Here is a 15,420-nt window from a genome sequence, read left to right as displayed (position 1 = left end):
CTAATCCATTTCATTTTGGAATCTAATCATAGAGTGAATTTTTTATTAGAAAATAAGAGGAGAGGACAAGCAAACCGAAGTTTGCTTGCCTTACTCACTTTTTAATTCAATTCAGAAACCATCGATTTTTTTAGATAAGATCGCCATGTAATACACCATTCTTCGGGATTGTCTAAATAATCTTGTTCATCTAATTTGTGAATAGTGCTGTTATATGGTGCATTTTGAACGATTTCAGGATTTTCATAGGCTTCATTTGATATTTGTTCAAGTGCTGCAATATATTCATCTAAATCTGCTTTTGAATAGGATTCTGTTGGTTCAAGTGTAAATGGCTGAGGTACAATGTATGGGTGATGACTGGTCCAATAATGAAGACCAAAGTCTGTCATTCGTCGTTGAACATCTTCTGTTGTCACGCCTGTTTCTTGTGTCATCTGTTCCCAACTATAGCGAACCTGTTCAAGACGCTGACCCTTTACATATGGTGCACTGGCACCACGAATCTTTTGTATCTTATGGTACAGATAGTTATTATTAAGTACCGCCGTTTGAGCTACTTCTTTTAAGCCTTCCGAACCTAATGCACGAATCCAAGCATAAGAACGCAGAATCGTTTGTGCTACTCCATGAAATGCACGTACTTTTCCAATAGAATGTGCTAAAGTATCATTCAAATGATAGTTCTCTCCATCAAACTCAACAATTGGTCCTGGTAAAAATTCTTTGAGCTCATCTACGACTCCAAGTGCTCCTGTTGCGGGACCACCACACATATGTGGAGCAGCGAAGGTTTTATGAAGATTAAAGAAGCACATATCAAACCCAGCCTCTTTGGCTCGAGTAATACCGAGAAGGCCATTGGCATTTGCTTGGTCGTAATAACAAATGCCACCTGCTTCGTGAACAACTTTAGTGAATTCTTTAATTTTCGGATTGTAGATACCTGTGTCTTCCGGATTTGCAACAACAAAACCAGCTGTTCTCTCAGACACTACAGCTTTCAATTTCTCGATGTCAGGGAAACCATCTTCATCTGGATGTAATGTAATGATTTTGTATCCTTTTACGGCTGCTGTTGCAGCTTGTGAAGGATGGGAGAAAATCGTTGTGATAATTTCATCACGTTGCTTATCTTCTCCTCTTGATTCATGATATTTTCGAACGATGGAAGCCATTGCAAATAACGCTTGGGTACCAGAGCTTGGTTGGAAAGAGAAATAATCCATTCCAGAAATCTCTCTCATACAAAGATCCAGCTTATAAATGATTTCTAACATACCTTGAACGGTGCTTTCATCTTGTAGAGGATGCAACGCCATCATTTTCGGATTACGTATTAACAGCTCGTTGATTTTCGGAATATATTTCATCGTACAAGTCCCTTGACCAATCTCGACATTGAAATCTGACCCTAATGTTTCTTGAGAAAGTCGAACATAATGTCTTAAGACACGTGCTTGACTGATTTCAGGTAGATTAGGTTTTTCCGGTCTACACATGGTGGATGGAATGGCAGAAATACCATCTCCAACTTCTGAAACAATCGTTTGATTAGCTGTCGGAACTTCAACACCTACTTCTCCCTGTTGATGAAGCTCAAAAATAATTGGTTCATTCCATTTCGCTTGATGAAAGTCACGAACTTTATTGTTTCTTTGTATTTTTTTCATGAGATAGAATCTCCTCTCCTCAATACGCGTTTTAATTTTTCACTATTTCCTCTAGAGCAGTAATTAGTTGGTCAATATCTTCTTGTGTATGAACTTCCGTTATACAGTAGAGCGCAGCTTGGCCATACTCAGGAAATTCGTTAGAAAGATCTTTGCCTCCAAAAATCTTTCTTTCTAGTAACCTCTCATTAATGGTTTCCACAGAAAGATTTGTCCCATTAAAATCGACGATAAATTCTTTAAAGAAAGGTGAATTTAATCTTGAACCTTTTACTCCAGGAACTTTATTCAGCTTTTTGACAGCATATTGGCTATTTTGCATAATAGTTTGCCCTAGTTCATACATGCCATTTGGTCCTAATAAAGCTAAGTAAACACCAGCAGTAATGCCCCATAAAGCTGTTTGCGTACCAACCGATTCTTTGCCTTTTTCTCGTAAAGCGAATGATGTTCGATCATAAGCTACATCGCCAAATCCATACTCTCCTTCTTTCACCGTAGGTACGATACCGAACAGACGGGAAGGAAATTCATTTACGAATTTTTCTTCATTTCTTGTTGCAATGAATCCAGCTTGACCACCACTGTAGTTCATGTGCATGCCAAGTGGTTGAAGATCACCACAAACGATATCTGCTCCGTAGCGGCTTGGCGGAGTCAGTACCCCTAATGAAATCGGATCAGCGCCAACGACTATAAGTACACCATGTTTTCTAGCAATCTCGGAAATTTCAGTTCCTTGTGATTCAATAAACCCTAAATAGGATGGATTCTCAAAATAAATGGCTGCTACGTCATCAAAAATTTGGTTCTTTAATTCGTCTAGATTTAGAAGACCTGTATCTTTGTCATTACCGATTTCGCCAAATTCGAGTTCAGGTGTACCATAATTGACGATAATTTTTGCTCGTTCAGGAGAGACCGTTTTAGCTAGAAGAACTTTCTTTCTACCCGTTATGCGACCTGCCATTCGTAAAGAGGTAGCTGCAGCCTGACCCCAGTCGAATGTAGGAACATTTACTACATCCATATCTACCAATTCTGCTAATAAACTTTGATATTCAAACAATGCTTGATAGCGACCATGGTCCTCATATGGTTCTCCAGCGTATGCTGTTAAAAATTCAGATCGTTGATTGATTTCATCACATACAGCAGGGACAAAATGTTGCCAGCAACCAGCTCCTAGAAAGTTCAAATACTCATTAGCACTAGCATTTTTATTTAATAAACCATCAATATGGCGGCGAAGTTCATGCTCTGTTAAAGCTTTTGGTATGTTCATTTCTCCTTGAAAGAGTAATTCTTCAGGAATACATGAATACAACTCCATTGTTGACTCAACGCCAATTTCTTTTAACATTTCCTCTTTTACCTCTGGTACCATATTAGGTATGTAAGGATGTACCTTCTTTGTCATAGTAATACCTCCTAGTAAAATTTAAATAATTACGCTAAACCTCCACCGTCAACAACGAGTTCTGTACCTGTCATCCAACTAGATAAATCACTTGCTAAGAACAAGACGCCTTTTGCTATGTCACGAGGTGTGCCAAGCCTTGCTAATGGTCGATCTATGGCAGAGTCTTTAAGAAATGCGCCTTCATCTAGCTGTAATTGTTTGGCTTCATCTCTTAGTAACGGTGTATCTGTATCTCCTGGACAAATACAATTGACCCGAATATTTTGTGGACCATGATCAATTGCCATTGCTTTTGTTAGATTAACGACACCGGCTTTTGCAGCACAATAGGCTGCAGCCTTATCTCCACCTTTTAATCCCCAACCTGAGCCTGTATTGATAATGCTTCCACCTTCACCAGAAGCCATAAGAGGAATAATGTATTTAGATAAGAGATAGACACCTTTTAATGAAACATTGATGACTGAATCCCATTCAGCTTCTTCTAAATCAACTACAGTTTTTCGTTTTATAATGCCAGCATTATTAAAAAGCACGTAAACGTTACCGTACTTACGATTAATTTCTTCACTAACATGCTGACAATCGTGGGAGCTTGTTACATCACATTTTAAGAAGTCTACCTGATAGCCTTTATCTCTCAGGTTTTGTGCAGCTTGGTTGCCCTTCTCACTATCAATATCTAGAAGAATAACCTTAGAGCCTACTTCGGCTAGAAGCTCTGCTGTTGCATAGCCTATACCAGATGCTGCACCAGTAACTACCGAGACTTTATCTTTTAATTGAATATAGTCTTTTTCCATACAATAACCTCCTTAAGGTGTGTTGATAGTTATTAATGCAATAATTATGCCAACTTAATAGTGTTGATATATCAGCGAATTTTAGTAGTCAGAAGCAGATGAGCTTGACATTTTTGTCAAAAATATAAAGAATTGACAAAAAATATTGTATTTACTTATACTTGTAAAAATACAAGGAACCGTTCTGTACATCATAAGAACTAGAATGTTTATATTTAGAATGGTAGATTATGTATTATGAAAAAATCTTGTCTCCAAGCGATTTCGTTGTTTTTATGATTTGAAACTTAGGAAACTACTATATTTTTTATAAAAGGGAGGATTTTCTATTGTCTTCAATCACTGTGATTAGTAAAACGATACAAACTTTTTCAGACCTTTTACAAATCGAAATCGCTTTCTTTGACCCGAAAGGCGTAATAACAGTATCGACAGAGGAATACAAGCTGAAGAAAGGAAATCGTGTTCATTTACCTTTTTTCCAAAAACAATATGAGTATCCAGTTAACTTTGTCAAAAAGCCAGGTCATATGAGTATTTGTCGTGGTTGTCATTTTCAAAAAAAATGTCCTTCAACAGCCGAAATCGTAATTAGCATTGTACGAAATGGAAAGCACTTCGGCTATCTATCTTTTGTAAGTTTTTCTCCAGATGGCCAAGAGAAATTAATCAATCGTCAAAAAGAGTATAGTTATTGGATGTCACAATTAAGCGATATTATTATTGGTATCGTACAAGGGATAGATGGTTTCGAAAGTATATCCCCAGCAAAACAAGAAAAAACGGAATATATTTTAGGTAACAGCATTACATTGAACAAATTAAAGGAAAATATTAAAAACATTAAGAATAGCTCTTCCTCTATTTTTATAACAGGGGAAACGGGAACAGGTAAAAGTTTATTAGCAAAGCTTATTCATGAGCAAAGTATGTTTCGTAAAGGTGATTTTATCGAAATAAATTGTTCGAGCATTCCTGAAACACTATTTGAAAGCGAATTATTTGGTTATGAAGAAGGAGCCTTTACAGGAGCAAGAAAAAAAGGAAAGCCAGGATTTTTCGAGTTAGCTGATAGAGGAACTCTTTTTTTAGATGAAATTGGAGACCTTCCGATTCATCTGCAACCAAAGCTGTTAAAAGTATTGCAGGATGGAATGGTACGCAGAATTGGAGGAACACATACAAAGAAAGTCAATGTACGAATCATTGCAGCAACGAACCAGCCGTTATCCCAATTAATAGAATCCAAACAATTTCGCTCCGATCTTTATTACAGGCTTAATGTTATTCCATTCCATTTGCCGCCATTAAGAGAACGAAAAGAGGATTTAGAAGATTTACTCGAAATCTTAATGGAAAAATTGCAAATGAGAACGGGAAAATTCATTCAAACATACAACAAGGACTTTTTGAAGAAGTTAAAGAAATATCATTGGCCCGGTAATATACGCGAGTTAGAAAATGTGATTGAATATAGCATGAATATGGAAAGAACGATGGAATTGACAGCATCATCACTACCAGATTTTTTATGTGATTTAAATGCTAATATTCAACCTATTCAAACAGAAAAAGATTTTTTAAAGGAATCAGAAAAAGAAACTATTATTCAAAAGTTAGCTCAATATGGCTATGATTATGGAGGAAAGACTCAAGTAGCGAAAGAATTAGGGCTAAGTATTAGAACTTTATATCGGAAGATAGACAAATTGGGTATTGATATTCCGACAAAATAAAAAGCCAGAAACCCTTGATACATGAAGTTTTCTTTCTCCTAGCAATGGACGATTCGAGAGGGAATCAACTCACTCCCCTATATCCTTTTAAATTTTGTTTAGTGAACAAATAGATCACTAAGTTTACCCTTCAGAGTGTAGACAAGAGGTGTTTGGAATTACCTTTATTCCAAACACCTTTTCAACTAACGGTTGAAGCATATGGTTATCATAAACATTTCCTAGTGTCACAAAATCGCACTTGAAAAAATCCCATACGGTCAGTGGTACTCTACTTTATTTCTTTCATCATTGTTTTCAATTATCTTTTGAATTAAACATAAATCCTCTAAAACTAATAATTGATAGGTAATAAAAGAGCCCTAGCTCAAAAACTAGGACTCTTTTTATCTTTTTGCATTGTATTACTCCATTTAGGGAGCAATCTTTTTATACATTTCGTTCAAAAACGATATTTCCATTCATAATTGTTAACCCTACTTTTGCATCTAAAATTTCCTTCTCTGGTACTTCGAATAAATTTCTATCTAATACTATAATGTCAGCTAATTTACCCGCTTCTAATGTTCCAAGTTCTTTTTCTCTGAATGTCCCATATGCAGGACCATACGTATAAGCTTTTAGAGCATCGGAAAGTGAAATGCGTTCATCTATATTCCATACTTTTTCCTGAGATGTCATACTAAGTGATCTTGTTACAGCAGCATAAATTTCTGACAAAGGATTCAGTTCCACAATTGGAAAATCACTACCAAACGCTAATGTTGCACCAGCATTCTTCAGAGAGTTAACTGGCCATGTAATTTTATTTCTTTCTTCCCCTAGTCGAGAATTAAACAACTCTTTTGCTTCTTCTGCAACAAAATGGAAAGGCTGCATTGATGCAATAACACCTAGCTGTTTAAAACGACAAATATCATCTGGGTGAATCGTTTCTATGTGCTCAATGGCATGGCGAGAATCCCTTACACCGTTTATTTTTTGTGCATCTTCATATGCATCTAGTGCTAAGCGCACACTTCCATCACCAATTGCATGGAATCGAATACTAAAATCCTCACGATCCGCTTCTAATACCCATTTTTTTATCAATTCTGGTGAGAAAGCTGTACTTCCTCTTGTTTCAGGTTTATCTGCATATGGTTCTAGTAAAAAAGCAGTATACCCCGAAATAACTCCATCGATAAACTGTTTTAATCCGGAAACCTGTAGCATATTAGATGAATAAGTATCTCTTAATTGTTTAGCCCGTTCTAAATCACCGTTTAAAGCTGGAAAAAGATGAATTCGAGCTGTTAAATCTCCTGTCTCCTCTAATTCTTTAAATAATTCATAGTCCTCCAAAATTTCGCTAGACGGAGCATACAAATCATTTAATGATGTAACACCTAATTCAGCCGATAGCTGGAAAAATCTTTTTAACATAGCTATTTTTTTTTCACGTGAAAAATCATATGCACCTTTAAAAATTAAATCCATTGCCTTCTCGTAGAGTATTCCTGTCAATTCACCTTTCTCATCTTTAGCAAACTCTCCAAATGCTGGATTTGGCGTGTCACGATTAATCCCCATTATTTCTAAAGCTTTACTATTTACCCAACCATAATGACCCTCCGCATGCAATAGAATCACTGGTCTATCCGGAAGCACACGATCAAGTGAAGCTACAGATGGTAACTGTTTATTCTCCCAATTTTCATGAAACCAAGTAAAACCTATAATCCAAGGTTCCTCAGGTCTTGTCTCAGCAAATTGACGTACCATTTCTGCAGCTTCCTCTTCAGAATTTACATCTATTAAAATGATACTATCCATTTGTATACTTCCATCGTTAATGTGTAAATGAAAATCATGAAATCCAGGCATAATTAATTGATCTTCGAAAGAATATACTTTTGTATCCTTACCTATATAAGAAATCATTTCCTCATTAGATCCTATTGCTTCAATTTTATTGTCAATAATTGCTATAGAAGCTACCTCAGGTTTATCAGTGAGTCCAGTAAAGACTGCATTACTTGAAAGGACAATATCCGCTTTTTTTGTATTCATCATTTTTCCCCCAATTGATTTTTATAATATTCAGATAAATAACAAGTTTAACTAGAAACTTCTTTTGTATCTGAATATTCAATTTCTTTAAGATGTTTTAATCTTCGAAACTCCTTGGACATAAAATAAATTGCTATTAAGAATGTGATGACATCTGCAATAGGAATTGCGTACCATACACCATTTACCCCTATGTATTTTGAAAGAATGTAGATTAATGGTAATGAAAAAATAAAAGATCTTCCTAATGCTATAAAGGTTGCTTTTACATTTTCTTCAATTGCTTGAAAGTAACATGATATAAATAAGATGATTGCTGCCAGAGGGAAAGATATATTAAATACCCTTGTTGACCATACACCAAGATCTTGTAAAGCTATATCTCCACCTGTAAAAAAAGCAACTATTGAATCAGTAAAGAAATATATAAGTAAAGTCAAGAATAGTGTAATTAAGAAGGAGAATTTCAGTCCTAATGAAGTAATTCTATTTACTCGTTGGTAAAGTTGAGCACCATAATTATAACTAATTAATGGTTGAATCCCAGTTGTTATTCCCATAACTACAAACATAAGAAAATTGGTTATATATGCATTTTGTATTGTAAAAGCAGATACGTGTAACTCGCCACCTAATGAAACTAATAAATTATTAATCACAATCATTGCAATAAACAGAGTTATTTGAATTGCGAATGAGGCAAAACCTGTAGCACTTACTTCTTTAAGACTTGTCATCTTGATTCTAATATCTTTTAATTTAGGTTTTAATAAAGACTTACTAAAAATAAAATAGAAGATTAATAGACTCGGAAATGATGGACCGATAACACCAGACCAAGCAGAAGCTGCAACTCCGTAATGGAATTTATGAAAAAGGATGAGTTCAGTAATTGCTGCTACAATGGCTCCAACTAACCAACTCATCATACTAAGTGCAGGGCGTTCATCAAGAATAGCTAGAATACCAAGAATAATTGCTAAAACTTGAAAAGGAAAAGCAATCCATATATGTTTTCCATATTGCATTGCAAATGGTAGTGTCACATCATTTGCCCCAAAAAAACGCATTATAGATTCATTATTGACATAACCAAGAATAGCGATAACCGTCGACAAGATTACGCCAAACCATATTAATTGACCAACTATTCCTCTTGCTTCCTCAATTTTTCCTGCCCCTAATCTTAAAGCAACAACAGCTCCAGTTCCGACCCCAATAAATGTACCTATCGCACGAGAAAGGACTAGAATTGTTAACCCAATACCAACACCTGCCATTTTTTCTGGCCCCAACTGTCCTAAGATATTTCCATCAATAAATGTAGGTATTACCAAAAAAATGTTACCTAAAATAGCGAAAGTAATATAACGATAAAATAGACTACTAATGTTTTTCGTACCTAATTCCCTATTTTCAAGTATTTTAGAGTCAATATTAGATTGTTCTTGAACATCGATATTCTCCATTTTGTACCCCCATTCATCTTTATAGCTCATTTAAAAATACTATACTTAATACTAATTGTTCGATTAAACTCCATGTCAATAGGTTATTTTCTGAATATTCAGTAAAAATATCGGGTAAAGACTTTTTTTTGATGTAATAAGAATTGATTATAGTTATTTAAGAATGCGGTGTGACTTTGATCTTTATGTATTTAATGGGGTAATTTATACTTATTTCATAAAAGAGACAAAAACTATTAACAACAAATATCCTACTAATGATAATAAATGTTAAATACAAAATTTTAGTAGAACCAACTTTAGATTCTCTTAACATAATAAAAACGCACCCGAAGGTACGTCTTTATATATCAATTTTTCAGGCTTATAAATTTACTTATGTTTATAATAGATGCTATTAAACATATCTTTAAGAATAATAGCAATTTTATTTCCGTTCATTGTTCAAACCGTCTTCTTTCAAGAACATTAATGCAGCTGTTCGATAAATTTCAGTTGTTTCCGCTAATTCATCAGTTTCTACATACTCATTTATTTGATGCGGAATCTCTCGATCACCAGCTCCTATTGTTACAATCGGAATTCCCGCCATATGAAGAAATGTACCGTCAGTTGCTCCGCCTACCCCGTTATATACAGCCTTTTTCCCTGTAACTATCTCAACAGCTTGTGAAACAGAATTTACGATTGGCTCATCATAGTTTGTAAGAGTCCAAGGGCGTTCTTCTATTACTTCCATCTTTGCTTGAAAATGAGCATCATCGATTGCTAGCCTATCTAAAATAGCTTGTAATTGTCCCTTCAATACTTCATGATTTTGTCCAGGAATAGTACGTATATCAAAAGTAGCGTAACATTGATCTGGAACAACATTAATTTGTGGTTCACCGTGTACTGGACCTCTCAAAATAGTTGGAGTAATTGAAGGCCAGCCTAGCATTTGATGTTTTCCTAACCGCTCTTTTTCAAGGGTCTCAAGTTTGTCTATTTCGTATAATATTTTAGCCATCCGAATGTTGGGGTTAATGCCACTTAAAGGCATTGCACCATGAGCCATTTTCCCGTATACATGAATAGCTATACGCATAGCTCCCTTTTGAGTAATACAAACTTCATTTTCTACAGGCTCACAAATTATAGCTCCGTCTACTCCATTCGCCCAACCACGCTTAATAAAATCCTTAATTCCTAGCATTAAGCCTTCCTCGTCACAAGGAATACATAAAATAATTTTCCCTGACCAGTTTTCTTTGTCTCTTAATAATGAATGAACTGCAGTAATCATACAAGCTAGATTACCTTTTGTGTCATTCGTTCCTCTACCATACATTCTGCCATTAACAATTTCGGCACCAAAGGGATCATATTGCCATGCTTTTCTATCCCCTTCCGTTACAACATCTGTATGTCCTTCAAAAAGAAGTGTTTTTCCTGGACGACCGGAATCTACTATTCCGATTACATTTGGACGGCCAGGTACAACTTCTTCAATATGTACCTCTATGCCTATATCCTTTAGATAGTTTGCAACATAAAGGGCTACTTTTGTTTCATTTCCTCCTTCAACTTCAGGACGATATACACTTTCTATTCTCACTAGATTTTGAGTAAGCTGTAATACTTCCTCTTTATCTCTTATTCGTCTATCATTCATATTTTTAGCATTCATCGTTATTATCCTCCCTAGTCCTTAGTAATTGAAAAATCATCGCTAAACCGATATGTTTCATACACATTCGAACATGGTTGTCCATTCGACAATTCAAATGAACCTTTTGTTAGGTTCATAACGATTGAAAAAACAGTGCTTCCAGTGGAAGGACGTCCTAAGTCTATAGGAAAGAGTTCTCCATGACGACATATTGAGTCTGGATAGCCAGTATGATCAGCTAATGTATTCTTTATTTCAATTTCAGTTAATTGATTCTTGTTTTCTATAATTTCCTGACGTGATTTCCAATATCGTAAATGTGTGTCAGGAAAAGCTTCTCTTGCAGTATCTTTAATTGAATTCATCCGAGGAGATATAAAGTGATTTGTATGATTAAGTATATAATTCTCTGGGTAAATGACATCGTAATCAGATGATATAGCTTCTATGTTTAATGCCGAGCCTTCTTTATGCGCCAATAAATAATTTGCTGCTGTACCTCTTGGCATTCGACTAATTTGTCCGACAGCCTGCGATATATTGTTACTATTTAATATTCCTCTTAAAACAACATGAATCGGTACACCAAGTGTATTGTTTGTTGTTCCTAATAAATTTAAGCATACACCTAGTCCTTTATTATTCATTCCTATTTTTCCAACAATACCTGCTTCTGTAGCCATTAGAATACGTGGTTTAATTTTCTTGATGAATATCTAAAATCACAATTCCATCTTTAATTTTGTTATTCCAATCCCAATTTTGTGCTAGAAAAGTCTCTTGATTTTTTGTAGTCCCTGGTAAAACAGCCAGACTTGTGCACCCATCACTATTTAGAATAATTTCACTTCTGGCATTTAAAGCAACAATATCTAAAAGGGGCTGTTTAGCCCCTTCACTTATACCGATGATTTCTTGCATAATTTCTTTATCGTACTTTTCAATCATTGGTATGTATTGAGAAGCACGTTGTTTCGCTGTATCCCAATCTATATTACTTAATTCCATAAATATTTTTTTATAAGTTTCTATATTATGAGCAATTTGTTTTCTCGCTTTTGAACCAATTTCTCTACCTCTATCGAGAGCATTACCTTTTACCGAAAGAAATAAAAATTTGTTCAATATTATAACCCCAAAATACTATTTTCCTTCTACGCTCTTACTACTGCTTCATTTTTGTAGACAATTTGTCCATCAATAACAGTCATCTCTACTTTTAAATCTTTTATGCAGTTCTGATTTTGTCGTAGAATACTATTATCTAAAACTACTAAATCTGCTAACTTTCCTACTTCTAAACTGCCTTTAATATCTTCTTCAAAACTTGCATATGCCCCATTGATCGTATAAATTTTTATAGCTTCCATAACTGTAACTTTTTGATTCAATCCGATCTCAGAATTACTGCTACTTTTCCGATTAACCGCTGTATGAATACCTATTAAAGGATTATAATCTGTAACTGGTGCGTCAGAACCACCTGCACATATAATACCTTTATCTATAAAGTCACGTACTGGATACATATAATTAACTCTTTCTCCATAATTATTTACATAAATTTCACCAAATTCGTATGGGAAAGGTGGATTTGGGATTGGAATAACACCAAGTTTCTTCATTCTCTCTTGTAAATCTGGTGTAGAAATTCCCGCATGCTCAATTCGATGGCGATGATCTTCTCTTGGATGCTCCTTGAGCGCTCTTTCAACACAATTCAAGTACATTTCAATAGCTCGGTCACCCTGAGCATGAACAGTTATCTGATACCCTTTTTTATGGGCTTCACCTAATACACGGTAGATTTCTTCTTCGCTATAATATAGAATTCCATGATTATTTGGATCACTTGTATATGGCTCTCTAGTTGCAATAGTAGGACCTGTACTACTTCCATCCGTAAATATTTTAGCCGGACCAATTTTAAATCGTTCATCCCCCGTACCTGTTAGTACTCCTGCAGCTAGCATTTTCTCTACAAATTCATGTGAATTATTTAAAGTACAAATAATTGCATAAACACGCACAGCAATATCGTTATTTTTTACCGCTTCCTGTAAAAGACGATACGTATCTGAATCAGAAACACCCGCTTCATGAATACTAGTAATACCTGCTTGTACAAAGTGATCAGAAGCTATTCTCACCGCTTGTCTTAACTCTTTCTCTGTATATTTAGCAATTTCATTCATTCTCATATTCGCTGTTTCTATTAATTTACCTGTTAAATCTCCATTCGAGTCTCTTTCTATTACCCCACCATCAGGATTGCTCGTCTGAGAATTAATTCCCGCTATTTCTAAGGCTTTACTGTTTACAAGACAAATATGTCCACAAGTACGAGTAATCATAATTGGATGTTCAGTAGAGATTTCATCTAGCTCTTGAATAGATAGATAACGATTTTCTTTTATCGTTGTTTCATTAAAGCCCCATGCTCTAATCCATTGGCCTTTAGCAACTGTTTTAGCTTTTTTTCTTAATTCCTGTTTAATATCATCTATAGATTTTTTATATGAAGCCTTGCAACTAATTGATAGTTGGTTTAATCCATACATAGGTAAATGAATATGAGAATCAATAAATCCTGGAAGCAATGTTTTCCCACACAAATCAACAACTTTAGTTTTACTTTCGATAAGCTGTTTCACTTCTAAATTAGAACCAACAAAAATGATACGATTTTCCTTTATTGCGACAGCTTCCACAATTCGCGAATTCTTATCCATTGTAATAACTTCTCCATTAATAAATGCCAAATCTGCTTTCATCATATACATCCCCTTTGTACTATTTTCAACATACTCATATACAACTTTATATTTCATGTAATCGTTCCTATTAATTAGCAATAACTATTCAAAACTTGACCTTTATAGTCTTTGAAGCTTTTTCCAATACTACTATGAAATTACCTCCCTACCGATATAATCATTATTTATAGTCGCTTTCTTTTTAGTAACTAAACTAACTACAAACATAACAATGATATTGATCAATAATGCAATCAAAGAACCATTGATATCCTTTATCCACTGTGGTACAAATGGAAGAAATTGAGATATTGTTGCTCCAGTTATACTCATATATAACACAACTATTTCTCCAGCAATAATACCTGTAAATGCACCATATTTTGTTACATAATTCTTTTTCAATAGACTAAAAAATGCAGTTGGAGCCAATTGAATAATAAGACTATAGGCCATAATATTTAAAAGAGCCATAGCATCACCATCCGAAAGAGTAAATAGTAAAGCAACACCTCCTATTAATACGATGAAAATTTTTGAAACAACTAATAAATGTTTATCTGATGCCTTTGGAACAATCACTTTATATAGATTTTGTGTCAACCCTGCAGCACTAGCCATTAGCATTACTGAAGTGGGAACTAAAGCCGTCAAAAGACCAGCAGCTCCAATTATTCCTATAACCCATGGATCAAATGTTTTGATTGCTAAATGTAATAGAGATAAATCTCCATTTTCTAAGCCAGGTGCAATAATAACCGCTGAAAAACCAATGAAGAAAATAAACACTAGAAGGATTGTATAGAAAGGTAGAGTAATTGCATTTTTGCGAAGACTTTTTTCATTTTTTGCAGAAAGAATAACCATGAATGACGTGGGTAAAATATAAAAACCAATTGCATTAATAATGACCGTAGAAATGAACCATGAATTACTAAAACCTTGATCTTGTAACGTTAACAATTCAGGTTTAGCACTTTCAACAGCTTCAAACATAGGTTTTATTCCATCAAAATAGTGGAATGGAATATATAAACCAAGGAAAATAACTACAATTATTATCATGAAATCTTTAATTATAGCCGTCCAAGCAGAACCATGAATTCCCGATACCATAACGTATATAGTAACAACTAGAGCTCCTATACAGCTTGCTACTGTTGGTGTTATTGATCCATACGAGGCTTGAGAAACTATAATACCTAACCCTTTAAACTGTATGACTATATATGGAACTGTCGCTACACATCCCACTATAGCAACTAATACACCTAAAGATCGGCTATTATATTTAGCCGCAAAATAATCCGGTTGAGAAATTAAATTTCTCTCTTTACAATACTTCCAAATTTTCGGCGCGAACCAATAGGATAGTATATAGGCTAAAAAGATATAAGCTGGTACGTAATATGCTGCGGCTCCTCTTGAGTAAGCCCAACCGCTACCACCAAGGAACGTGAAGGTCGTGTATACTTCGCCCGCTATAAGAAAAAACACAAAAATTGTTCCAAAACCTCTTCCACCAACTGTCCATTGCTCCATACTCATCTTTTTTCCTCTTGTGGATTGTATGCCTAAAAATAAAGCTAAGAGAAGAAAGAAACTAATAATACCTAGTGATATATTCATTCAACTTCCCCTTTCTTATTAGCTGGATCGAATTTATAAACAACTATTAATAATAGTGGCGAAATAATCATCCAGAATAAGAGCCAGAATAAGAAGAATGGTAAACCAAGAACATAGGGTTCAATGCGATTGGCCCAAGGTAAAAAAACTAAAAATCCAATGAAAGGTATCAAAATTAATAGATTAATATATTTCATTTATTTCCTCCCTTAAACTTTTTTAATTTTA

General features: G+C 34.8%; 12 protein-coding genes. 1 reads left to right on the top strand and 11 read right to left on the bottom strand.

What is annotated here, in order from left to right:
* Positions 1-101 precede the first annotated feature (101 nt).
* Genes gcvPB through TX86_RS05675 form a run of 3 tightly spaced genes read right to left on the bottom strand, consistent with a single transcriptional unit; the run spans position 102 to position 3,899 of the window.
* Positions 102-1,673, bottom strand: a complete 1,572-nt coding sequence (gene gcvPB, locus TX86_RS05685; RefSeq protein ID WP_042347072.1) for an aminomethyl-transferring glycine dehydrogenase subunit GcvPB — start codon at positions 1,671-1,673, stop codon at positions 102-104.
* A gap of 31 nt (positions 1,674-1,704) precedes the next feature.
* Positions 1,705-3,093 (bottom strand): aminomethyl-transferring glycine dehydrogenase subunit GcvPA, encoded by a 1,389-nt coding sequence (gene gcvPA, locus TX86_RS05680; RefSeq protein WP_042347069.1) that lies wholly within the window; start codon positions 3,091-3,093, stop codon positions 1,705-1,707.
* Positions 3,094-3,122: 29 nt separating this feature from the next.
* Complete coding sequence (locus TX86_RS05675; RefSeq protein WP_042347066.1) at positions 3,123-3,899, bottom strand: SDR family NAD(P)-dependent oxidoreductase; 777 nt, start codon at positions 3,897-3,899, stop codon at positions 3,123-3,125.
* 329 nt (positions 3,900-4,228) lie between these two features.
* Between TX86_RS05675 and TX86_RS05670 the strand changes: the two genes are divergently transcribed.
* On the top strand, positions 4,229-5,635 hold the full coding sequence (locus tag TX86_RS05670) for a sigma-54 interaction domain-containing protein (RefSeq protein ID WP_042347064.1): 1,407 nt from the start codon (positions 4,229-4,231) through the stop codon (positions 5,633-5,635).
* 429 nt (positions 5,636-6,064) lie between these two features.
* On the opposite strand, the gene TX86_RS05665 is transcribed toward TX86_RS05670, so the two are convergent.
* The 8 genes from TX86_RS05665 to TX86_RS05630 form a co-directional block, all read right to left on the bottom strand.
* Positions 6,065-7,690, bottom strand: a complete 1,626-nt coding sequence (locus TX86_RS05665; protein WP_336469852.1) for an amidohydrolase — start codon at positions 7,688-7,690, stop codon at positions 6,065-6,067.
* Positions 7,691-7,734: 44 nt separating this feature from the next.
* Positions 7,735-9,156 carry an MATE family efflux transporter gene (locus TX86_RS05660; protein WP_042347059.1) on the bottom strand — a complete coding sequence of 474 codons (1,422 nt, stop codon included), beginning with the start codon at positions 9,154-9,156 and terminating at the stop codon, positions 7,735-7,737.
* 427 nt (positions 9,157-9,583) lie between these two features.
* A complete protein-coding gene (locus TX86_RS05655) occupies positions 9,584-10,825 on the bottom strand; it encodes a M20 family metallopeptidase (RefSeq protein ID WP_154663055.1) in 1,242 nt (413 codons plus the stop codon).
* A 14-nt stretch (positions 10,826-10,839) separates the two neighbouring features.
* Positions 10,840-11,496 (bottom strand): C45 family autoproteolytic acyltransferase/hydrolase, encoded by a 657-nt coding sequence (locus TX86_RS27375; RefSeq protein WP_268258254.1) that lies wholly within the window; start codon positions 11,494-11,496, stop codon positions 10,840-10,842.
* Between the two features lie 7 nt (positions 11,497-11,503).
* Positions 11,504-11,932: a C45 family autoproteolytic acyltransferase/hydrolase gene (locus tag TX86_RS27370; RefSeq protein ID WP_042347055.1), complete on the bottom strand. Its 429-nt coding sequence runs from the start codon at positions 11,930-11,932 to the stop codon at positions 11,504-11,506.
* A gap of 29 nt (positions 11,933-11,961) precedes the next feature.
* On the bottom strand, positions 11,962-13,581 hold the full coding sequence (locus TX86_RS05640) for an amidohydrolase (RefSeq protein WP_042350202.1): 1,620 nt from the start codon (positions 13,579-13,581) through the stop codon (positions 11,962-11,964).
* Between the two features lie 132 nt (positions 13,582-13,713).
* Positions 13,714-15,192 carry a sodium:solute symporter family protein gene (locus tag TX86_RS05635; protein WP_042347051.1) on the bottom strand — a complete coding sequence of 493 codons (1,479 nt, stop codon included), beginning with the start codon at positions 15,190-15,192 and terminating at the stop codon, positions 13,714-13,716.
* Positions 15,189-15,389, bottom strand: coding sequence for a DUF3311 domain-containing protein (locus tag TX86_RS05630; protein ID WP_042347049.1), 201 nt, complete (start codon positions 15,387-15,389; stop codon positions 15,189-15,191). Before TX86_RS05630 ends, TX86_RS05635 begins: the two co-directional genes overlap by 4 nt.
* Positions 15,390-15,420: the final 31 nt, after the last annotated feature.

The organism is Bacillus massiliigorillae (assembly GCF_000380245.2).
In the GTDB taxonomy this organism is placed as follows: Bacteria; Bacillota; Bacilli; order Bacillales; family DSM-1321; genus Bacillus_AD; species Bacillus_AD massiliigorillae.
Note: the sequence above shows the minus strand (reverse complement) of the source record. Positions and strands in the feature narration are given on the sequence as shown.

Coding starts and splice junctions, on each gene's coding strand:
- gcvPB (WP_042347072.1), bottom strand. CDS start 1,673: ATGAAAAAAATACAAAGAAACAATAAAGTTCGTGACTTTCATCAAGCG.
- gcvPA (WP_042347069.1), bottom strand. CDS start 3,093: ATGACAAAGAAGGTACATCCTTACATACCTAATATGGTACCAGAGGTA.
- TX86_RS05675 (WP_042347066.1), bottom strand. CDS start 3,899: ATGGAAAAAGACTATATTCAATTAAAAGATAAAGTCTCGGTAGTTACT.
- TX86_RS05665 (WP_336469852.1), bottom strand. CDS start 7,690: ATGATGAATACAAAAAAAGCGGATATTGTCCTTTCAAGTAATGCAGTC.
- TX86_RS05660 (WP_042347059.1), bottom strand. CDS start 9,156: ATGGAGAATATCGATGTTCAAGAACAATCTAATATTGACTCTAAAATA.
- TX86_RS05655 (WP_154663055.1), bottom strand. CDS start 10,825: ATGAATGCTAAAAATATGAATGATAGACGAATAAGAGATAAAGAGGAA.
- TX86_RS05640 (WP_042350202.1), bottom strand. CDS start 13,581: ATGAAAGCAGATTTGGCATTTATTAATGGAGAAGTTATTACAATGGAT.
- TX86_RS05635 (WP_042347051.1), bottom strand. CDS start 15,192: ATGAATATATCACTAGGTATTATTAGTTTCTTTCTTCTCTTAGCTTTA.
- TX86_RS05630 (WP_042347049.1), bottom strand. CDS start 15,389: ATGAAATATATTAATCTATTAATTTTGATACCTTTCATTGGATTTTTA.